Below are 21,375 nucleotides of genomic sequence, written 5' to 3'. Positions count from 1 at the left end.
AGACAGAAGTAATGTTTATGGGGACAAGGTCTTGCGCCTTGGCCTCCTAACATGGGGATATATTTAGATTAAAATCGGGAGGCGTGGACATGGAAACAGGAACATCACGTGTAAAAAGAGGTATGGCCGAAATGCAAAAAGGCGGCGTCATTATGGACGTCATGAATGCGGAGCAGGCGAAGATCGCCGAAGCGGCTGGAGCAACGGCTGTCATGGCATTGGAGCGCGTTCCTTCTGATATCCGTGCAGCTGGCGGCGTAGCCCGTATGGCTGATCCTACGATTATTGAAGAAGTCATGAAAGTCGTTTCTATTCCGGTTATGGCCAAAGCACGGATCGGGCATTACGTGGAAGCGAAAGTTTTGGAATCTCTCGGGGTAGACTATTTGGACGAGAGTGAAGTGCTGACGCCGGCAGACGAGGTGTTCCACATCGACAAGCGGGAATTTACCGTTCCATTTGTTTGCGGAGCGAAGGATCTCGGCGAAGCGCTGCGCCGCATCAGAGAGGGCGCATCCATGATCCGTACAAAAGGTGAGCCGGGAACAGGCAACATTGTCGAAGCTGTTCGCCATATGCGGCTGATCAACAGCCAAATCCGTTCCGTACAGAATATGTCCAAGGATGAGTTGTATGCAGAGGCTAAGAACTTGGGCGTATCTTATGAGCTGTTGCTTGAAGTTCATGAGAACGGAAAGCTTCCTGTCGTGAACTTCGCAGCTGGCGGCGTAGCCACTCCGGCTGATGCGGCGTTGATGATGCATCTTGGCGCTGACGGCGTATTCGTAGGCTCAGGTATTTTTAAATCCGAAAACCCTGAGAAATTCGCTCGTGCGATCGTTGAAGCTACAACGCACTATACCGATTATAAATTGATTGCCGAAGTGTCCAAGAACCTGGGCACGCCGATGAAAGGCATCGAAATTTCCAAGTTGTCTCCGGCCGAGCGTATGTCGGATCGCGGCTGGTAATTGGCAGAGCAATCCCTTTTTTTGAGTCAGATAGAAAGAAGGTTTCTCCATGAAGGTGGGAGTACTGGCGCTGCAAGGCGCTGTTGCGGAGCATATAAGAAGCATTGAGAGCACGGGAGCTGAGGGCGTTGCTGTGAAGCAGCCCGAGCAGCTCCTGGATATCGATGGATTGATTATCCCCGGCGGGGAGAGCACAACCATCGGCAAGCTCATGAGAAAGTATGGCTTTATCGAAGCTATTCAGCAATTCTCCAGTGAGGGCAAGCCTCTCTTTGGCACCTGCGCTGGCTTGATTGTGATGGCGAAGAAAATCGAAGGCGGCGAGGAGCCTCACCTGGGTGTGATGGACATCAGCGTATCGCGTAATGCGTTTGGGCGTCAGCGGGAGAGCTTTGAGACCGACCTGGAGGTCAAAGGTCTTGAGGAGCCGCTTCGCGCAGTCTTTATACGTGCGCCGTTAATCACGGAGGTTGGCGAAAGAGTCGAAGTGCTGTCGACTTATAACGATGAAATCGTAACGGCACGTCAGGGGCATTTGCTGGTATCGTCATTTCATCCGGAGTTGACGGACGATGCCTCGCTGCATAAATATTTTACAGAAATGATTCAGGCTAACAAAACGGCTGCTAAGTAAAGGGCTGATCAGACACCTTGACTCTTTCCCAAGGGTTAAGGTTTGTTTGTTTTAACGGAGGACACCCGAGTTCTCTGGTGATCCCATGACGGCCTGTCTTGCTCCGTTGAAGCATGCGAGCCGAGCGAGGCGGTCCGGGGACGATTCTAGGAGGGACAACCCATGTTAGATGTTAAAATAATGCGAAATGATTTCGAACGCGTCGAGAAGGCGCTTAAGGACAGAGGTAAGTCGCTGGAGCTTATATCCGGCTTCGCCCCGCTGGACGGCAAACGCCGCGAATTGCTGCAGGAGAGCGAATCGCTGAAGAACCGTCGTAACATGGTATCGGCCGAAGTCGCCAAGCGCAAGAAAAACAAGGAAAATGCAGACGAGCTGATCATCGAAATGCGTGAGGTGGGTGACCGTATTAAGGAGCTGGATGACGAAGTCCGGGCTCTTGAAGCACAGATCGATGAGCTGATGCTCTCTATTCCTAACATTCCTCATGCAGATGTTCCGGTTGGCGGCTCCGAGGAAGAGAATGTGGAAGTTCGCCGTTGGAGCGAGCCCCGGCAGTTCGATTTCACGCCAAAGGCGCATTGGGATATCGCCACGGATCTCGGCATTTTGGATTTTGAGGCAGGGGCGAAGGTAGCCGGTTCGAGATTTACCTTTTATAAAGGGCTGGGGGCCCGTCTTGAGCGTGCGCTGATCAACTTCATGATGGATCTGCACAGTAATGAGCACGGTTATGAAGAAATGCTGCCGCCATATATCGTCAACCGCGACAGCCTGTACGGTACGGGTCAGCTTCCGAAGTTTGAGGAGGACCTGTTTAAGCTGACTGAGGATGGTTACTATTTGATTCCGACAGCAGAGGTACCCGTAACGAACTTCCATCGTGATGAAATTCTGGGCATAGAGGACCTTCCCCGGAATTATGTGGCATACAGCTCTTGCTTCCGGTCGGAGGCGGGTGCGGCTGGCCGCGATACTCGCGGTCTGATTCGCCAGCATCAGTTCAACAAGGTGGAGATGATCAAGATTGTTCATCCGGATCACTCGTATGAAGAACTGGAGAAAATGACAGCTAACGCAGAACGCGTTCTGCAGCTGTTGAAGCTTCCCTACCGCGTGCTGGCACTCTGTACGGGGGATCTAGGTTTTACAGCTGCCAAAACGTACGATCTCGAAGTGTGGCTGCCGGAGGCGGGTGCTTACCGCGAAATTTCTTCCTGCTCTAACGTAGAGGAATTCCAGGCTCGCCGTGCGAATATCCGTTTCCGTCCGGAGGCTAAAGCCAAACCAGAATTCGTGCATACCTTGAACGGTTCTGGACTTGCCGTAGGACGCACAGTTGCCGCTATTCTGGAGAATTATCAGACGGAAGACGGCCGTGTTGAAGTACCGGAAGTACTGCGTCCATACATGGGTAATCTTGAATACATTACCAGCAAGAAATAACTTGCATGCGAATAAACTCTATGGTAGAATCTGATTTGTTACGCTAATCAGATTCACCTTTTGGAGAGGTACCGAAGCGGTCATAACGGGGCGGTCTTGAAAACCGTTAGGGTGCAAGCCCACGTGGGTTCGAATCCCACCCTCTCCGCCAGATTTATTAAGAACTCACGAAGGTTCGTCGGAGCGTAGGCTTCGTTAACGATAACTAGGAAATAATGATTATGCCGCTTCCCGCCGGGGAGGCGGTTTTTTGCTGATATTAGAAAGTAATAACCTAGAGTCAAGGGCTGATGGTTGTAGAAGAACCCGCTTAGTAAGGCTATGTCTTCTCAGCAATGCCCGGTAGGCCGTTTGATATGATGGTGCGGGAAGGCAAGCCCCGTGGCTCAGATCGCACGCAGGGGGGCGAAGGAGAAGGGGCACGGCATTACAAACTACTATGAAAGGTTGCCCCTTCGTCGAGCCGCCGTTGTAAGCAAGAAATGAAGGGATAAGACTAGGTGCCATCCATGCCTCGGATTTGCTTCGTGCGTACAGGGGAGTAGTGCTCGTTCGCGTGGGAAGAACCCACCATACACTTGAGATAAGGCCATCCGATTGGTGGCCACTATCCTGTTAACCGGAGTCTAACGAATCTCATCCTCGTTATTTGTACCTATTTGCGCTTGTTTTAAATCTAACGATTTTTAGCCACGCTATTTACGGCTTATCCTCTGATTAGAGCAATAAAGATTTGAAATAACGTTCTCCAGATTCGTTACATTTTGAAGAAGGTTATTTTTAAACAATAGTGATCGTTAGGTTCGTTAAAAAGTTTCGTGCTACGACTCAGTCTTGGGGAAAATTGTGTATGTCCGGTACCAGTTTGACCGCTTGCTTTTCGGTGCCTAGCCAATCTCTGTACTCTTGAGTTAAGCTCATGGAATGCGTAAAGCCCCGCAGCGAGCAAGAATACATTTGAGGCACAAGAGTAACACACTTCGCCACGCAGGTACTGGGCCTAGAAATGCCACCCTAAGGGTCCATTCCAAGGAAGCCACCCCAAGGACGTCATCCAAGGATCACCATGCATAAATAGATCAAGTTCCCCACACCTTAAGAGTAAATGAAACCAACCAAGCTCGATAAGCAAAGGGGATGCAGCGTACATGAGTAAACCAAAGTCCTATACCACACCGGGAACCCAGCCCGACACCAATCAGGGCCGAGAGCGAGGAAACGGGGGACCTGAGCCGTTATCGGGTTCAAAAAAGGTAAAGAACCGGAATCACGTTAGTCATAACAATCCTCAGGGCGGTTAAGCAATATGAAGTTAACTCCCTGTTGCGAAACACTGTGATACCAGGACGAAGCAGAGCAAAATTGAATTCTGAATCTGGTCTGAAACTGAATCCAACCGGAAAGACCATGATCATCGCATCTCGACCCTTCAGCCTCAGGCTGAGGGGTTTATTTCTAATTTGCAATAATTACAGGACATGTGGTTCAAATAATGTCATAATAGAAGAGAAGCTTTTCGTAGCCAAAGTGAAAGGATAGTGATGCGTATTGGAATTTGACAATGCAGGTTCTATTCCTCAGGTCTCCATTTCACCTCAATCTATTCGTAATCATAAGCAGCGTTCAATTGGCAGCATTATGCTCAGAGCCTTTTTTATTGTGATCGGCGCATTGATTGTATCGGTGGCCCTGGAATTGTTCCTGGTTCCGAATAAAATTACAGACGGTGGCATTACGGGCATTTCCATTATGTCTTTTTACTTGTCGGGTGTCCCTTTAGGCATGTTCTTGTTTCTGTTCAACCTGCCTTTTCTGATTATTGGATACAAGCAGATTGGCAAAACTTTCGCAATTTCCACCTTGCTTGGAATTACGGTCATGTCGGTAGGTACGGCGGTATTGCATCCGGTGGAGCCTTTTGTGAAGGATACTTTGCTGGCATTCGTGTTTGGCGGCATTTTGCTTGGACTCGGGACCGGCTTGGTTATTCGCTTTGGAGGATCTCTCGATGGCACGGAGATCGTGGCGATCCTGGTGTCACGCAAGACGCCGTTTTCGGTGGGGGAAGTTATCATGTTCATGAACTTCTTCATTCTGCTCTCAGCAGGCTTCGTATTTACTTGGGAGAGGGCACTATTCTCGCTTCTGGCGTATTATATTGCTTTTAAGACTATAGATATCGTTGTGGATGGTTTAAACGAATCCAAATCAGTGTGGATCATTAGCGACCAGATTGATGAGATTGGCGAGGCGATTTTGAGTCGTTTAGGACGGGGAGTAACCTACCTATCCGGGGAAGGCGGTTTTTCAGGCGACCCAAAGAAGGTAATATTTTGCGTCATTACCCGATTAGAGGAAGCCAAGCTTAAGGATATCGTGAACCATTTTGACGAAAATGCTTTTCTGGCAGTGGGAAATATCCATGATGTGAAGGGTGGACGTTTTAAGAAAAAGGCGATTCATTAAGATTTTTCATAATTTATGTTTCAATCCTTCGCAATTATGGTTAATATAGTAAGTGGTTTAGCAAAAATATTATGTATTGTCATCTTTGAAGGGGAGAGAAATTAGTATGTCAAGAAAGTTTTTTATGTCAGTCCTTATTTTACTTATGTCTGTGACACTGGTTCTAACCGGGTGCGGCGCAAAGAAGGAGCCGAAGGAAGCGCTGAAAAGCGCGGCAGTAACTGCGCTCAACATGGACTCCTATGCCTCTGAGAGCCAGATCAAAATTACCGACCTTAAGCTCGAGGGGGAATCGTCTCCCGAGATGGGTGTAGTTTTTTCTATGCTGAAGGACGCTGAGATTAACTTAACTCAGGTGTACCAGAAAGAGCCGATGCAGTCGGAAGCTTCGCTGGAAGTGAAGCTGACAGGCGATTTCTCAACGACAATTACGTTGCAATTCGTAACGACCAAGGACAAGATTTATGTTAAAATACCAAGCATTCCATTCCTTCCTCTGCCGGAGAAAGCCGTTGGTAAATTCCTTGAGCTTGATCTGAAGGAATTGGCGGAGTACAGCGGGGAAGAGTTTGACCCGGATTTGCTCGACACCGAAAAAACGCAAAAATTTGTGGCGGAAATCGCGAATGTAATTCTATCTGAGTATGAGAATGAGAAATTTATCAAGGATATTGACCCGAAAGACATCGAGCTTCCGGAAGGCTTTAAGGCGAAGCAGGTTGTTCAATTCTATGTAACGAATGATACGGCCAAGGAAGCAATCAGCATTTTGCTGCAAGAGGCGCTGCCGAAGGTACTGGATATTATCGCTAAGGATGAATACCGCGCCATGATGCAGTTAACGCCGGAGGATATCGAGGAAGCGAAGAAGGGTCTAGAAGAAATGGATCAAAACGAACTCCAGACAACTTTGGACGAAATGCAGCGATATTTGACAATTAACCAGTTCAATATGAACACGGCCATCGATAAAGACAATTATCCTTCTTACCAAGAGATGAACATGGATATGGCTTTCAGTGATCCGGATACGAAGGACAAAATCCAGTTGGCCTTGCAAATGAAGAGCCAATTTACGAGCATTAACCAAAAGCCGACATTCAGCATCGGTATCCCTACGGATGTCATGACAATGGATGAATTCCTGCAAGAAATGAATGCTCTAGGTTACTAAGAGCCAAATAAGCAAAACAGTTCGAACATGCACAACAAAGAGGGCGTCTCCAAGGTCTGCATAGACCCTGAGGCGCCCTTCTTTTTTATGGATGGTTTTACTTCCTGCGCAACCGCCGAAAAAACTCCGTAAGCAAAGAAGCGCATTCCTCCCGCAATATCCCCGGGGTTACTTCGGTACGATGATTAAAACGGGGCTCCTGGAGTAAATTCATAAGCGTTCCTGCGCATCCCGCCTTGGGGTCAGCAGCCCCGTAGATGACGCGGGGAATACGGCATTGCACGATGGCCCCCGAACACATCGGACAGGGCTCTAATGTCACGTAAAGCCGGCAATGCAGCAGGCGCCAAGCGTCCAAGGTCTGGCTCGCTTCCCGTATGGCGATCATTTCGGCATGTGCCGTGCCATCACGGATACTTTCGCGCAGGTTGTGTCCCCTTCCGACAATTTCATCGCCAAGCACGATCACAGCGCCAATGGGGACCTCCCCAATCGCTTCGGCCTTGCGTGCCTCTTTAATCGCTTCCTGCATCCAATGTTCATCGGAATAAGTAGAGGCAGGCGGGGTAACAGGATAGGATGAATCCATGGGATACGGTCAACTCCTTCAAAATAATGAGAAAAAAGACCTGTCCAACGAACAAATATTCGTTGTTAACATGTTGTGGGTAAGTCTGTGTATAACCACAGATTTATCCCCACTATTATACACAACAAGGACTTTATATCTGTTGATATGTTCATAACTTGTGCATAACTTTTTGAACTCAGTCAAATTAGGCTGATTTATAGGTATTTTTACTTATTGTAGGGAAAGAGAGTGGGAATATCAACGTCTTTGCAAAACATGTCGTTACAGTTATGATGATAGAAATAGATTAATTCCAAAAATCACCAAACGGTTCAAAAGGGTGGGGGGAAGTTTGTCAATAAAAACAAAGCTGTCTCTGATCATGTCGTTTTTCGCATTAATTCTGCTTTCTTTAAATATTGCTTTAAGTTACTTCTCAACCCGGGATAACTTAAGGAATTTGAGCGAGGCCAACATGATGGTCACCGCCCGTCAGATCGCCCTGGCTGTCGAACAGAGTCGCTCCGTCAATGAGTACATCAAAAGGCACAATCAGGGGAATATCAGTCGCGTCATGGCGGAAGGCATGCTTCAAATGACTAGTCCAGAACGAATTACTCAGGAGACTTTACGTTCTAACGAGCACCTGCTTGAGATAACAGGCATGGATCCCGAGACCTTCCGAGGCGGCGACAAGCTGTTATTTGGGACTTATAGCTATGTAAATGACAGGATGGATCAAACGGCGATCAGGGAGGTCATCCGTAAGGGGGAGAGCCTACTTCATGACACCACGATCAACGGGGAAAGAGTGCTGGAGAGTTTTGTCCCCATTTCACCTGTAAATAAAGGGCCGTACGTGATCCGGATCGTGTCCAGCTATGAGCCTATCTCATCGGTTATTTCCAAGCAGATGTTCAGCCAGGTTACGATCTCCCTAGTGCTGTTGCAAATCGTCATATTTGCAAGTTATATTCTGGCGGGTGAAATTATTCGGCCGATTCAGGATATTCTGATTAAGGTCAACCAGCTCTCATCGGGGAAATTTGAAACGAGGATGCGGGTAAATCGCCGGGATGAGCTTGGATTGCTTGGTCAGAAAATCAATACTATGGCGGTTAGTCTTGGCCATTACACAGCAGAGCTGGAGCAGAAAAATGAAGAAATCCGCTCTATGAATGAATACCTGGAGTCCATAATTAGCCAGACTGCTGATGCGATACACTTGATTGATCTGGAGGGAAGAATCCTGCGGGTGAACCCGGCTTTTGAATGTTTATACGGCTGGAAGAGCGAGGAGATCGTAGATCGGAAGCTGGATTATATTCCGCCATTTTTAGAGCAGGATAGGAAAGAGTGGCAGCGGGAGCTGGAACAGGGCAGATCCGTTATTCTGTCCGAAACCGTACGCAAACGCAGAGATGGGAGTCTCGTGGAGGTCAGTATCAGCGAGTCTCCAATCTTCGACAAATTCGGAAGGATATCGGCTTATATTTGCATCTCCAGAGACATGACCGAGCATAACCGGATGGAAGAACTGCTGCGGAGGTCAGAGAAGCTTACCACGGTAGGGCAATTAGCCGCTGGCGTAGCTCATGAGATCCGTAATCCGCTAACAACGCTTCGGGGATTCCTGCAGATGCAGCAGCACTCCAAAACGATCAACCCGCTCCATACGGACATTATGTTGTCCGAGCTGGATCGAATCAATCTGATCGTGAGTGAGTTTTTGATTTTAGCCAAGCCGCAGGCCGTAAACTACCAAACCAAGGATGTGCGCTATACTCTCGGTGACGTCGTTTCCTTGCTGGATAGTGAGGCTCACTTACATAACGTTGAATTTAGTGTTCATTTCTCGTCGGAAGCGATTCTGGTACACTGTGAAGAGAACCAATTAAAGCAGGTATTCATCAATGTTCTGAAAAATGCCATGGAAGCCATGCCGTCCGGAGGAAAAATTACGTTAATGCTCTATCCCGATGAGCCGGATCTCGCTGTCATTCGAGTAATAGACGAAGGCGAGGGCATCCCTGAGGAACGGATGCAGAAGCTTGGAGAGCCTTTCTATACGAATAAGGAGAAGGGAACGGGGCTTGGCCTGATGATCAGTCAGAGAATCATCGAATCCCATAAGGGCTGCTTTCAAATTGAGAGCGAGGTCGGCAAAGGAACTGTCGTCACGATTACTTTGCCGCGAAGGCACGGCAAGGAAGAGCTCCCACAGGATGCATAGTATTTTCAGGGCTATTGAGACATGAAGTTCTATCAAGAGATCAGAGATCGCATACGGGGTGACAACGAAGGTGAGAATCAACAAGTTCATTAGTGAGACGGGATACTGTTCCCGGCGGGAAGCAGACAAGCTGGTAGAGTCCGGTCAAGTTACGATTAACGGGAAGCCCGCTGAGCTCGGCAGCCAGGCCGAGAAAGGAGACGACGTAAGGATTAACGGGAAGCCGCTGACGCTGAAGTCATCGAAACATGTGTATATTGCCCTTAATAAACCGGTCGGGATCACGAGTACGACGGAGCAGCATATCCAAGGGAATATTGTGGACTTCGTAGGGCATGAGGAGCGGATATTTCCCATCGGGCGTCTAGATAAAGACTCTGAAGGATTAATATTGTTGACCAGTGATGGGGATATTGTGAATAAAATCTTGCGCTCCGAGGGGCGGCATGAGAAGGAGTATATCGTTACAGTAGATAGAGCCATCACCCCATCTTTCGTGAAAGCAATGAGCGAAGGGGTGCGGATTCTCGGCACGAAGACTAGGCCGTGCGAAATCACTCGAATGACGGAACGGGTATTCCGCATTATTCTGACTGAGGGGAAGAACCGGCAAATCCGCCGGATGTGTAGTGCGCTCGGTTATGAAGTGCGGAAGCTGCAGCGTATTCGGATTATGAATATTCATTTGGGGAACCAGCCGATCGGGACATGGCGTGATTTGACACCGCAAGAGAAGCAGGAGCTCGGGGCCGCGCTGAACTATGACTTGAAATAAGAAGCTGTTCATAACAAAACACTCAGGCCTCTAATGGGGCCTGAGTGTTCATCAGCTTGGCAAGCGGTTATTTGTTAATCGCCGGGATGCCTGTTTTCGATTCTTCTTGGTATTTCCGGATAATCGATACTTCAACTCGGCGGTTCTTGGCACGTCCTTCGCTTGTTTTGTTCGAGGCGACAGGGTGGTATTCCCCTTGACCAGTTGAGCTGAACATCTTCGGATTGAGCTTGTCATTAAGCAGCAGAATTTTCATGAAGTTCAGGGCGCGGCCTGAACTCAAGTCCCAGTTCGACGGGAACTCGCTCGTCGAAATCGGTATGTTGTCTGTATGTCCAGATACAACGACCTCGTAGTCCGGGAACTGCTCCAGCATCGTGGAGATGGCTTTGGCGAGTTTCCGGGCTTCCGGCTTCACTTCAGCATCGCCGGACGCGAACAAGGCGTTGTCGCTAATCGTAATCATAAGGCGTGAATGATTGAGCTGTGTATCGAGCTGTGTTGTGAGCCCGTTTTCTTTAATGTAATTGTCCAGACGCTTCTTGAGCGCTTCCAGGTTCGCTTGCTCTTTGCGCATAAGCTCATTTTTCTTCATCAAGCCTTCGGATGAGTCTTTAGCTATCGGGTTCGTCTTGGTGTTGCTTTCGAAGGCATTCTGATCAAGCACGCCAATTCCGCCGGTAAGGACGCTGCTGAACGCTTGGCTCATTTCCTCGAATTTCTTGGCATCCGTAGAGCTCATGCCATAGAGGACAATAAATAGGGCCAGCAGGAGCGTCATTAGGTCAGCATAAGGAATTAGCCAGGATTCGTCAGCATGTTCCTCGTGAGGCTCATGCCTAGTCTTTTTGCTCACCGGAATCACCTACCTTGTCTAATAGACCGGCGCGCTCCGATGGAGTCAGAAATACAGCCAGCTTTTGTTGGATGGCAATCGTTGAGACACCAGATTGGATGGACAGCAGTCCTTCCACCATCATCAGGCGGATTTCGATTTCTTGCTTCGAAAGGCGCTTCAGCTTATTCGCAATAGGGTGCCATAGCACATAACCGGTAAATATACCGAGCAGGGTCGCTACGAAGGCGGCTGCGATCGCATGGGCCAATGAGTCCATATCGGACATATCTGCAAGGGCAGCGATCAGCCCGATTACAGCTCCTAATACCCCGAGGGTCGGAGCATACATCCCGGCTTGGGAGAAGATGAGCGCACCTGCCCGATGCCGTTCTTCGGTCGCTGCAATATCTTCAGCAAGTACATCGCTGACAAACTCCTGGTCATTGCCGTCAATGATCATGCGCATACCGTTGCGCAGGAAATCGTCGTCAATTTCCTCGACCTTGGATTCGAGCGCCAGGAGCCCCTCGCGGCGGGTAACGGTAGCCCATTCCATAAAGAGCGAGATGAGCTCTGCCTTGCTGATCATTCTTTGCTTGACGAATAATTTCTTGAACAACTTTGGAATCTTCTTCAATTCCGAGGAAGGGAAGCCTATGAACAGGCTCGCTGCGGTTCCTACCAAGATAATGACGTACGCCGCCGGGTTGTTAACCAAGTTGACGATTGGAGCTCCTTTAAGGAACATCCCCAGAACTACGGCGACTAAACCGAGAATAATACCGATGAGTGATGAAATTTCCATTATACACCTCGTCCTTGAGATAAATTGAAACCGTGCTTTCGTCCTTAAGCATCCTTGCGAAAAGACAGAAACCATCCAATAAAATAAACGGTTATCTTTTTTATCGACAGAAATCCTTTTTTTTTTAAGTGGTAATTTCGTTTATAATAAGACAATGGCTTATTTAGGAGATCGTGAAGGGAGCGAATCGCCCGTGGGAGTAAAGCACGGAAGGGAATATGAATATATTTTGGCGGAATTTACGGAGGCAGTTGGCCGTATTCCGGATTGCTATGTTTTTTTTGAGATGGAGCCTGCAGAATGGGAAGGGCTATCCAAGGAAGAGAAGCATGAGGTGCTGGAGGCGCTGGCTGAGGACTTGTTCTTCGGACTTGGCTCCGAGCCGGTGATCACTGTGGGCAGCGCGGTTGTTATTTATGACCCGGAGGCACATCGCATTAACGTATTGATCGGCGAAGAGGAGCTGACATCAGTGAAGCTGGTTTAGCAGAATTAAATAATTTTGCATGCGCCTTGGAGCGTGGTAAAATATGAAGTTAGGGACAGCCAATCATCTCTTGGCTTTAGGCATGAATATGGCCTGAGAAGAATAACAATAATCCAAAAGTAGAATTAATAACTACCTATAAAGCCGTGTGCATTAAAGGTACAGGGAGTACTACATAGTCTTGGAAGTTCTTGAAAAAGAACAGGGAGGAAAAAAACATGCCGTTTACACCACAAGAAGTTGAGGCGCATTTGGAAAAGTTGGAGGGATGGGAGCTAGAGGAGGGACGCTGGATCGTTCGCAAATTTACCTTCTCCGAGTATATGAAGGGCATAGCCTTTGTGGACGAGGTCGCGGCGATCTCAGAGGCCTTTAACCACCATCCTTTTATTACGATCGATTACAAAACGGTTACGCTTCGTTTGACATCATGGGAAGCAGGTGGAATCACGGCCATAGATATTAAGGAAGCCGAGCAATACAATGAAGCATACGAGAAAATGAATTCACCCGAAAAAAGCTTATAGCTGTGATAGTAATGGATTAAATACGAGACACGCCCACCGGGAACGCTTCGTTTCCTAGTGGGCGTATTTGTAATATGCTCATTATTTCTTCTCGGCAAGCCAGAGCGCGACGTTCGCAATTTCCTCATCCTGCAGCTTATCTTTGAAGCCAGGCATCATAGAGCCTTTACCCTTCGCAATAATCTTATAAAGCTGCTCGGTTGACAAGGTGGCCCCAATATGCTGCAAATTCGGCCCAGCCAAGCCTTCCAGTTGATCCCCGTGACAGCTGATGCAGTTTGCTTTGATGACGGCTTCCGCTTGCTCTGCGTTTAAAGTGACTTCAGGCATTTGCGTCTTATTTTCTTGCGCCACCTGATCTTTGCCGGGCAGAGTAAAAATAAGCACCAGGGCTAGTGCACACGCGACAAAGAATAGCCCGCTCATAACCCACTTTTGCATTCAAATCGTCCCTCCTATGTAAGCTACCTTATTATTATAACGGAACATGCCCTTTGATCATAGCATTTGTGACAAAAAAAGCAACGAATTCCACGTATAATAGCCCAAAATTCACAATATATTATGAGCATCCTCACAGCGCGCCAGAATCAAGCCATATGGCGTCTTTCGGAGGAGACTGTAAGATGGGCATATCTATGCCTGAGACCGTCTTAAAGGCGTCCTCAGACGCTTTGTAGACCATGCTATAAACGCTCACCCCGATATACCATACAATAATACGGCTTGGATATTGCTCCTGGAGTCATTTTCTCGTACAGATCGGTAATAACGAACCCCGATTTCTGATAAGCGCGGATGGCGCGCGTATTCCAGGTGAGCACTTCAAGATCGATGACGTTGGACGGTGCGCGTCGCTGCGCCTCTTTAACGATCGTTAATACAAACGACTTACCCAAACCTTGGCCGCATAAATCGGGCCGCATTCCGATTCCGAGCCTGGTGACATTCTCCATGGGAAAATACTGGGCGAAACCGGCCAAATTTCCTTCCTCGTCCAGAACGGATACATACTGCTCTGCCCGTAAGACCGGATTGCCGAATTCAACATCAAGAGCCTTCATTTGTTCCCAAGGCAGCCAGCTATAGATATCATAGGGAGAATCGTAGCGCCAAGTACTGATTGCTTCCCCATGATGCTCTTCCATAGGAACGATCTGAAACTGAATATCTCGTTTATCCATCTTGCGCCTCCTTGTACAAATGGGAAATGCCGTGCCATGGAACTTCGCCGGCGCGAACGTTTTACCATCACTGTAACGGGATTTTATTTTATTGTAAAGGCTCTAGCCAAGAGATTTTTGATGGTCAAGGGAATTATGAGGAAGGGTCATCCATTTATAGTGTAAACGGTTTAGCAAGGCGTCAAAAAAATAGTACCTATGGCGCGGATGACTGCAACCTTTTTTCCTAGCTCTTCGTTATTAAGGTAGACCGATGGAATTCCAAACAAAAAGCCGCCACAATTCTGGCAGGAATTGTCGCGGCGATGAAGTAAAAGCAGTAGACATAAATCCGGTTGAGTGATTAGGATTGAGCGGCATGGGTAGCATAGCCGTATTTGCTGAGGATCCGCTTCGCTCCGACGTAACGTTTCTTGTAGTAGCTGTTGCTTAATTTGTCAGTGCGGATTCCTTTAGAAGAAGAGGCATGAGCGAACTTTCCATCGCCGATATAAATACCGACGTGAGATACTCCTTTGCCGGTGGTATTAAAGAATACGAGATCTCCTTCCTGGAGCTGGTCCTTTGCAACAGGTGTGCCCTGTTTGTACTGCGCCGCCGAGACGCGGGCTAGTTTAACACCCATTTTCTTAAAGACGTAGCTTGTAAATCCGGAGCAATCAAAACCTTTTGCGGTCGTTCCTCCGAGCTTGTAAGGTGTTCCGTAGACGGCATTAACCGCTTTGTTCAATGTCGTGTCCGAGTCGGCGTATGCGCTTGCTGTCCCCATCGTAAGAAGAATAGCCAAGCTCGTCGCCGCTGCTGTCAAAGTCTTTCTCAAGATGTTGTGCTCCTTCCAAGGCCTGCGAGGTTAGCTTAAGGATTCGGTTGAAGGTTCCCTATCATCTCTTATGTAGCGAGATCAATTCACCCATAAATGGTTCCCCCGTCTCCCGGGTGCCGGGAATTCGGCTTATCAAGTTGTATGCACCCGAAACGAAACGACTTGCAACAATAATGACAAGATTGTAACTTATCACTTTGGTTATTCTAACAAAAACGGCCATCTTTTGCAAGAAAGGCTCTGCTGCAGTGTGTTGGTAAAGTTATCCTGCGCCATTTAAGAATAAAAAAACCTGTAGGTGGGTTCGGCAAGAACCGTTACAGGTTTTCTGGACGTATTATTCTACATCGTCATGATCGTGGCCATCAACTGCAACCTCTTCGTACTTGTCTGTACTTAGGATGCGTTTGGCACCGACATAACGTTTGACATAATAATCTTCGCTTAATTTGCTGATGATTACGCCTTTCTTCGTTGAAGCGTGAGCGAAGCTCTCGCCATCAACCATAACACCAACGTGGGATATTCCATTACCGGAAGTGTTGAAGAATACGAGATCTCCAGCCTTCAGCTCATCCTTCTTGACAGCTGTTCCCATATTGTATTGGGATGCTGATGTACGAGGCAGCTTAATATCAAGGCTCTTGAAAACGTAAGAGGTAAATCCGGAACAATCAAAGCCATCGGTGCTCGTACCGCCAGATACATATTTCGTGCCTAGTGCGGACTCGATGGTTGAATCCAGTTTAGAGTCTGCGAAAGCGCTGCCAGCCCCTAAGGTGAACAGGATGGACAAACTTACAGCAGCTACAGCCAACTTTTTCTTCAAAGAAGTTATGCTCCTTCCAATGCCTACGAGGTTAGCTTAAGGATTCGGGTTGAAGGTCCCCTATGATCCCTCTGAAGCGAGATCAATTCACCCAAAGTGGTTCCCCCGTTTCCCCGGTGACGGGAATTCGGCTGTGATTTTAACACCCTTTGTAGCTTATTCGACAATGCTGTCAAGCATCTTTGTGAATTATGACAGAAATGATTACAAATCTGTTACTTAAAAAGTACTGTTGTTATTGTAACAAGGCAGGGATCATTTGGCAATGGTTAAATTGCGAGAATTATATAGCAAGCATAGAATAAGGCCCCCGCGATTGCGCGGAAGCCTTGTGGCTCTAGGGAGGAGAGAAGATGAAGAAATTTTAACTTTTTTGTTGCCATAGACAATATTGCGAGGATATTTTCCATATTTTGAAAACGCTGCGGAAGAATGGATATGCTTGCTGCAAAATAAGGGCCAGCAGACCCGTCCAGATCCAGGATACTGTACCGAATAAGATAAATATGATAGAGCAAGAGGCTGCGAGAATAAAGGAGATGCCAAGTCCGGGAAGCAGATGCCTCCAGCAAAGGAGCAGGGACGGCCAGGCATTGCCTCTAAATAAGTAGCCGAATTGCAGGAACAGCACCGTCTGGCGGATGAACCAGCTATAGCAGAGCCAGCCGACTACATAAGCCATAGCGATGACGGCAGCTGATATGTGGCTGCTTCCCTGGAGAATGGGAGACAGGGATGTGTAAGCTTTGGGCAAGAGCCACAGCGTAGGAATTAGAATCAATACTAGCTCTATGAAGTAGAACAGCGTCACAGGCTTCCAAAATTTCTGCATGCCCCGGAAAAGCGGAAGGCCAGGCGCCCGTTCCTCCCCAGGAAGCAGCCCATACAAGATTCCCGCTTGAACAAGAGGAGTGAGCAGCAGGCGAAGCAAAACCATGCCGATGACCATCCATAAGTAATGATGAACCTCGGGAATTTGCCAAAATCTATTCTGCCCCTCGATGACAAAAAGAAGCCGGCTTAGATCGTGGGGAGGAGGGTCAGGGTAGCGGTGCAGCACCTGCACCACGGCCGTATTGACCAGCCGATATAGAAATACTCCCCACAGCAGTTGATACAGGAACAGAATGATGACGGAGGGGAACTGTCTTTTGACGCTGCTCCACCCATTGCGAATATAGGGCATGGTATTCCCTCCTAAAAGTTTTGTGAGCAACACTGCACTGAATAAGCCTCGAACAAAACTTGCATCGTAAGCATGAACCTAGTTTTGTGAGCAATACTGCTCTGAGTAGGCTCCGAACAAAACTGGCATCGTAAGCTGCCTACCATAGGAATGAGCTGGTCAGCATTTCCATCAGCTTCGTTACGGTGATATTGGCACGTGTGCTGACCTTCACGTCCAGGCTGGCTTTAAAATAGTTATTAATATGTTTATTCTCCAGCACCAGCGTGTAATCCGGGTCGAGCATGGCCCATGCGAGGGGTTCCCTATAGGATAATTTCAATTGGGAACGCTCTTCCTTCCCGTCTAGGACCTTACGTACAGTATGCCCGTCTTGGAAGGTGAAGAGGATCGGCACCTTCGCATAGGTTCCCCCCCTGCGGGCGATGTCTACGACGGCCTCATACAGAGTATTGCTGTCCTTCTGGGCCTTATAGATATCAATGTTTTCTATGGCGTAGTCCGCCATTTTTCCATTATATACATACTGGTTGAAATAATTTTTCCAGGAGCGCCCCGTCGTTTGCTCAAGTACCCGCTGAAAATCCGCCGTGGTCGGATGCTTGAACCGATATCTATGCGCATAGAGGGACAGTGCCCGATTCATGGCTTTGTTGCCGATCTGCCGTTCGATGTCCAGAAGAACGAGTTTACCGCGGTGATAGACATTCCTAGCGTAAGTATCCGCTGTGCCGAATTCCCAGGAAGGTTGAGTCAACGGCTTAGGGTCGTGGATCAATGCGGCTTGAATCGGCAGGCTGGTCGTGATTCCGAACTCCTGCTCCATCAGGCGGTCTTCGGCATAGGAAGTGAAGGCCTCGTCCAGCCAGGCTTCTTCAAATTCATTACTGGCCACCATTCCATAAAAAAATTGATGCCCGATTTCATGGATGACCGTTCGCTCCAGCTCGTCATAGCCAGGGGAGTCGCCAGTCGCCCCGAACGCCGTAATCAGGGTCGGGTACTCCATTCCCCCTGCACCATTCCCGTCAGCCGGGGGGACAACGATGGATAAAGTGGAGTAGGGGTAGCTGCCATACCATTTGCTAAAGTTTGATAATGCAACCTTAGCGGCATAGAAGTAACGATCCTTCAAGTCTTTGTGGACTGGATCGAGATACAGCTTGATCCGCACCCCTGGCACCTCCTCCGAAGAGAACGGCTCCTCGGCGTAGATGAAGCTTGGCGAAGCGGCCCAGGCGAAATCATGCACATCATCCGCGTAATACTGGACGGTTTTGCGTTCGCCCCGCTGTATTGCAGGTTTGGTCGGAAATCCTGTAGCAGCTACCTTATACTCACTGGGGACGTCGATATTCACGCTGTAAATGCCGAAATCGGAATAGAACTCCGAATTTCCGTGATACTGGTGAAGGTTCCAGCCCTCCGTGCTTCTTCCCCTTCTTGAGACAGGTTCGTATACGCACAGTTTGGGAAACCATTGTCCAGCCATCACAAAGTCGCCGGCGGTGCCCATTCGTGCAAAAACTTTAGGAAGCTTCACGGTGAAACTCATCTTGAGCGTAATGGTCTCGCCGCCTTGCACCGACATGGGCAGACGCACTTTGGCAAGCGTCCTGTCGCTCGGGTTGCCGTCATCGGGCTGGACATACTGAATCCGATGCAGGAGAGAAATGCCGTCCATCGTCCGGATATCGGTCAGCTCGATGAAACCCCATCCATCCTTCGGCATAACATCTCCACGCAGGCGTCCTCCGGATTCCTTCATAAATGTAGTTTCTGAGGAAGCGAAGGCATTGGGATATAGATGAAAGTAGAGCTCGTTCACCGTTTTTTCCCCGGGATGGGTCCAGGAGAGCGTCTGGGTGCCGGTCAGCGTTCGCTCCTGTTCGTTCAGCTTGACGTCAATATGGTATTCTGTAACCCGGTTGCTGAGTATTTCTGCTGTCGGCTGCTGTATACTCTCCTGCGGGGAAGAAGAGGCCTTCACTGAGGCGGTCTTGCCCTGCTGCGGGGCAAATGAGGGGGCGTCCGTGTGGTCGTCATGAAGCATGTACATGATGGAACCGCCTAAAAGACACAAGGTAAGAATAGCCATACTAATTATTATCGATCGACGGGTCATACCATGGATACCTCCTGTTGACAAGCATCTACAGCATGTATATGTTTGCATTTGGGAGATTATTAGCTAAAATAAAATTAATGTGTATGTCGGCTGAACAAGCATCTCTATGAGGAAAGAATACATGCAGAAACTGCCTTCGGCGGACGCTGTTCAGGTTCTGATCAAGCGACCGCTCAAGCCAGGTGGAGGGAATTATGGATAATAAAGATAAAGATACTTCACAGAAGACGGGCAAGAAGATATTCGCCTTAAATATTATTAGTAACGATGACAAGAGCAAGCATAAAGGATTCGGCGCAGGCTCCATCGATTTGAACAGCATGTCGCCGGTCATCATCGACGGGAACGAAGCTTACATCGATATCGGCGCTATGCATGCCAAGAGTAAGGTGGAGAAGGGCATCAAGTTCTCGACGAATAAGGAGGACGTTCCTAACGGACGCCAAGTATGGATCGTATGGGTAGCCGTGGACCGGACGCCGGAGCTGGGGCAATTTTACGGCGGGATGACTGCCTGCGAAATGCTGATCGATACGGAAGCGCGCCGCGGATGGAAAATTCTTGCCGATCATGTCAACAAGATGGACTATGCTCTAAAGCGCAAAGTCATTTTGGATGGGCTGGGGACGGAAGAAAAGGCCGCCCTGAAGAAGCTGCTCATAGAAACCAACGAAGAATGGTGGGAGAAGTCTTCAGACGAGCTGAAGGCAGCTCTGGAGACGGAATAGAAGCGAGTTCCATATTCAAAACAGCAATCCATCGAGATTGTCATATAAATAAGCACGCGCAGCTCAGAGGGGATCCTCAGCCGGACGCGTGCTTATTTGATTTCTGAAGGCGACGATGCCGGCTTTATATCGGATGATCGCGATCCTGAGGGTCAGCAGCCAGCGCGGGCACAGGTGCAGGACAGGCCCTTCAATCAAGGCATGCCCCGATCCAGCCCTTAGACAGTGGGGGACTTACCCATGGCAATGTTTCTCCTTCTGATGCTCCAGCGTCATCGTAATCAGCGTTTGGATATGATGATCCTTCAGAGAATAGAATACGTTCTTGCCTTCTTTTCGTGATTTCGTAATGTCCATTTGCTTTAATAATCGTAAATGATGGGAGGCCGTAGCGACGGAGCTGTTCAGAATCAAAGCGACATCGCGAACGCATAGTTCCTCACTCTGCTGCAGCAAGTAGGCGATCTTCATCCGGTTGGGATCGGACAGCGCCTTGAACATCTGTGTCATGCCGAGGATATCATCTTCATTGAGACTGCTGCGAAGTTCATCTGTAATGCCGCTGTGTAGGTGGGATTGTTCGCGAACTTCAGCTTGGACTAGAATCGGACTTGTCATATGTAAGGAACCTCCTAAATTCTTTAAGAAGAACATTCAAGTGTTTGTTTGAATGTTGTGTATACTGTACTCCTGCTGCCCATTATAATCAAATGTCCGCTTGAATGTACGGACGGAGCACTGAACTAAATAAATGCAAAAAAGCGCCAAGTAGGCGCTCCAGCAGATGCTTCAACAAAAGTTGAATTGTTTTGGAACAGGGGTTGGAGGAACCGTTAGAAAGTAAATTTTGCACAAACGCATGTAGTCTGGGTCGCCGTTGTTTAAAACTCTTGAAACACGTTCATGTTCTTATCAAGCAGAGGAACATAAGGATTATCCCGCAGGAAAAAACGCCATGGCTTAGCAGCATACTCCTGTGCATACGCGATATTAATACGCGGCGACTGCATGATGGTCTCCTTCCGCAGCGGTCTGCCCGCCTCAATCCATAACGGGCCGCCCTGCTCGAGCAAAGATTGGCCATTTAGCGATTTATCGATGCGAAGTCCGCGGCACAGCTTGCCTGGACCTCCGGATAAAACAACGGGCTTCCTGGCCGCCGCGCCTCTATATTTACGCATTAGAGCTTCATCCTCCGCTGTCAGGGGCTCAACAGCCCGGATCAGTACAGCCTGCGGATCATCGACGGCACCGGTAACGACGTTCAGGCAATGATACATTCCATAGATTAGATAAATGTAGGCTGTTCCGCCTCGGCCGAACATGATCTGCGTTCTAGCGGTTCTTCGCCCGCCGTGAGCGTGGCTTCCCTTATCCTCTATGCCGCCATAGCTTTCCGTCTCGACGATGCGGGAGCGGATATCTCCGTCCTCGGTTCGGCGGACGAGCGTATGTCCGATTAGCCGGGGGGCTGCTTCCAGAGCTGTCGTGTCGTAGAATTCAGGAGGCAGTGTCATACCTTCCGGGTATGGGGTAAACGGTAAGCTCATGATTAAGAGATCTCCTTTTC

At 48.6% G+C, this 21,375-nt stretch carries 22 protein-coding genes, 1 tRNA gene and 2 riboswitches; of the genes, 12 read left to right on the top strand and 11 right to left on the bottom strand.

The features are described 5' to 3' along the window. Positions 1–89: 89 nt before the first annotated feature. From pdxS to GNP95_RS24930, 7 genes are all read left to right on the top strand, one after another. Complete coding sequence (gene pdxS / locus GNP95_RS24960; protein ID WP_155613518.1) at positions 90–971, top strand: pyridoxal 5'-phosphate synthase lyase subunit PdxS; 882 nt, start codon at positions 90–92, stop codon at positions 969–971. Between the two features lie 49 nt (positions 972–1,020). Beyond that, a complete protein-coding gene (gene pdxT, locus GNP95_RS24955; protein WP_155613517.1) occupies positions 1,021–1,605 on the top strand; it encodes a pyridoxal 5'-phosphate synthase glutaminase subunit PdxT in 585 nt (194 codons plus the stop codon). Between the two features lie 162 nt (positions 1,606–1,767). Further along, positions 1,768–3,051, top strand: a complete 1,284-nt coding sequence (serS, locus tag GNP95_RS24950) for a serine--tRNA ligase (protein ID WP_155613516.1) — start codon at positions 1,768–1,770, stop codon at positions 3,049–3,051. A 62-nt stretch (positions 3,052–3,113) separates the two neighbouring features. After that, a tRNA-Ser gene (locus GNP95_RS24945) sits at positions 3,114–3,202 on the top strand. Positions 3,203–4,199: 997 nt separating this feature from the next. Then, positions 4,200–4,352 (top strand): small acid-soluble spore protein P, encoded by a 153-nt coding sequence (locus tag GNP95_RS24940; RefSeq protein WP_155613515.1) that lies wholly within the window; start codon positions 4,200–4,202, stop codon positions 4,350–4,352. A 337-nt stretch (positions 4,353–4,689) separates the two neighbouring features. Then, complete coding sequence (locus GNP95_RS24935) at positions 4,690–5,517, top strand: YitT family protein (RefSeq protein WP_155613527.1); 828 nt, start codon at positions 4,690–4,692, stop codon at positions 5,515–5,517. A 145-nt stretch (positions 5,518–5,662) separates the two neighbouring features. Next, on the top strand, positions 5,663–6,691 hold the full coding sequence (locus GNP95_RS24930) for a DUF6612 family protein (protein ID WP_230874001.1): 1,029 nt from the start codon (positions 5,663–5,665) through the stop codon (positions 6,689–6,691). Between the two features lie 97 nt (positions 6,692–6,788). Here GNP95_RS24930 and tadA read toward each other — a convergent pair whose 3' ends face one another. Continuing rightward, entirely contained in the window at positions 6,789–7,280 is a 492-nt protein-coding gene (tadA, locus tag GNP95_RS24925) for a tRNA adenosine(34) deaminase TadA (RefSeq protein WP_155613513.1), read from the bottom strand. 334 nt (positions 7,281–7,614) lie between these two features. On the opposite strand from tadA, the gene GNP95_RS24920 reads away from it, so the two are divergent. Beyond that, the gene (locus GNP95_RS24920) at positions 7,615–9,495 is read left to right on the top strand and encodes an ATP-binding protein (RefSeq protein ID WP_155613512.1); all 1,881 of its coding nucleotides are present in this window, start codon (positions 7,615–7,617) and stop codon (positions 9,493–9,495) included. A 70-nt stretch (positions 9,496–9,565) separates the two neighbouring features. Then, entirely contained in the window at positions 9,566–10,270 is a 705-nt protein-coding gene (gene rluF, locus GNP95_RS24915; RefSeq protein WP_330163616.1) for a 23S rRNA pseudouridine(2604) synthase RluF, read from the top strand. Between the two features lie 67 nt (positions 10,271–10,337). On the opposite strand, the gene motB is transcribed toward rluF, so the two are convergent. Then, a complete protein-coding gene (gene motB / locus GNP95_RS24910) occupies positions 10,338–11,126 on the bottom strand; it encodes a flagellar motor protein MotB (protein ID WP_213595487.1) in 789 nt (262 codons plus the stop codon). Further along, positions 11,110–11,913 carry a flagellar motor stator protein MotA gene (motA, locus tag GNP95_RS24905; RefSeq protein WP_155613511.1) on the bottom strand — a complete coding sequence of 268 codons (804 nt, stop codon included), beginning with the start codon at positions 11,911–11,913 and terminating at the stop codon, positions 11,110–11,112. The genes motB and motA overlap by 17 nt, the downstream gene beginning before the upstream one ends. A 193-nt stretch (positions 11,914–12,106) precedes the next feature. Between motA and GNP95_RS24900 the strand changes: the two genes are divergently transcribed. After that, complete coding sequence (locus GNP95_RS24900; protein WP_213595491.1) at positions 12,107–12,400, top strand: hypothetical protein; 294 nt, start codon at positions 12,107–12,109, stop codon at positions 12,398–12,400. A 218-nt stretch (positions 12,401–12,618) separates the two neighbouring features. Next, positions 12,619–12,927, top strand: coding sequence for a 4a-hydroxytetrahydrobiopterin dehydratase (locus tag GNP95_RS24895; RefSeq protein WP_155613509.1), 309 nt, complete (start codon positions 12,619–12,621; stop codon positions 12,925–12,927). An 81-nt stretch (positions 12,928–13,008) separates the two neighbouring features. Here the strand turns inward: GNP95_RS24895 and GNP95_RS24890 are convergent, their stop codons facing one another. The 6 genes from GNP95_RS24890 to GNP95_RS24865 form a co-directional block, all read right to left on the bottom strand. Further along, the gene (locus tag GNP95_RS24890; protein ID WP_155613508.1) at positions 13,009–13,368 is read right to left on the bottom strand and encodes a c-type cytochrome; all 360 of its coding nucleotides are present in this window, start codon (positions 13,366–13,368) and stop codon (positions 13,009–13,011) included. Positions 13,369–13,613: 245 nt separating this feature from the next. Further along, on the bottom strand, positions 13,614–14,111 hold the full coding sequence (locus GNP95_RS24885) for a GNAT family N-acetyltransferase (RefSeq protein ID WP_155613507.1): 498 nt from the start codon (positions 14,109–14,111) through the stop codon (positions 13,614–13,616). Between the two features lie 343 nt (positions 14,112–14,454). Next, entirely contained in the window at positions 14,455–14,931 is a 477-nt protein-coding gene (locus tag GNP95_RS24880) for a C40 family peptidase (RefSeq protein WP_155613506.1), read from the bottom strand. A 4-nt stretch (positions 14,932–14,935) separates the two neighbouring features. Next, a riboswitch (cyclic di-AMP (ydaO/yuaA leader) is annotated at positions 14,936–15,074 on the bottom strand. Positions 15,075–15,271: 197 nt separating this feature from the next. After that, a complete protein-coding gene (locus tag GNP95_RS24875) occupies positions 15,272–15,763 on the bottom strand; it encodes a C40 family peptidase (protein WP_155613505.1) in 492 nt (163 codons plus the stop codon). 5 nt (positions 15,764–15,768) lie between these two features. Further along, positions 15,769–15,906: riboswitch (cyclic di-AMP (ydaO/yuaA leader) on the bottom strand. Between the two features lie 221 nt (positions 15,907–16,127). Beyond that, positions 16,128–16,949, bottom strand: coding sequence for a hypothetical protein (locus GNP95_RS24870; protein WP_155613504.1), 822 nt, complete (start codon positions 16,947–16,949; stop codon positions 16,128–16,130). Positions 16,950–17,088: 139 nt separating this feature from the next. After that, positions 17,089–19,074, bottom strand: coding sequence for a M1 family metallopeptidase (locus tag GNP95_RS24865; RefSeq protein ID WP_155613503.1), 1,986 nt, complete (start codon positions 19,072–19,074; stop codon positions 17,089–17,091). A gap of 197 nt (positions 19,075–19,271) precedes the next feature. On the opposite strand from GNP95_RS24865, the gene GNP95_RS24860 reads away from it, so the two are divergent. Further along, positions 19,272–19,805, top strand: coding sequence for a YwhD family protein (locus GNP95_RS24860; protein WP_155613502.1), 534 nt, complete (start codon positions 19,272–19,274; stop codon positions 19,803–19,805). Positions 19,806–20,039: 234 nt separating this feature from the next. Here GNP95_RS24860 and GNP95_RS24855 read toward each other — a convergent pair whose 3' ends face one another. Together GNP95_RS24855 and GNP95_RS24850 are read right to left on the bottom strand one after the other, a co-directional pair. Then, positions 20,040–20,423 (bottom strand): ArsR/SmtB family transcription factor, encoded by a 384-nt coding sequence (locus GNP95_RS24855; RefSeq protein ID WP_155613501.1) that lies wholly within the window; start codon positions 20,421–20,423, stop codon positions 20,040–20,042. A 263-nt stretch (positions 20,424–20,686) separates the two neighbouring features. Continuing rightward, complete coding sequence (locus GNP95_RS24850) at positions 20,687–21,355, bottom strand: DNA-3-methyladenine glycosylase (RefSeq protein ID WP_155613500.1); 669 nt, start codon at positions 21,353–21,355, stop codon at positions 20,687–20,689. Positions 21,356–21,375 lie beyond the last annotated feature (20 nt).

It is taken from the genome of Paenibacillus woosongensis (genome assembly GCF_009725165.1).
In the GTDB taxonomy this organism is placed as follows: domain Bacteria; phylum Bacillota; class Bacilli; order Paenibacillales; family Paenibacillaceae; genus Fontibacillus; species Fontibacillus woosongensis.
This window is presented reverse-complemented; position numbering and strand designations above follow the sequence as displayed.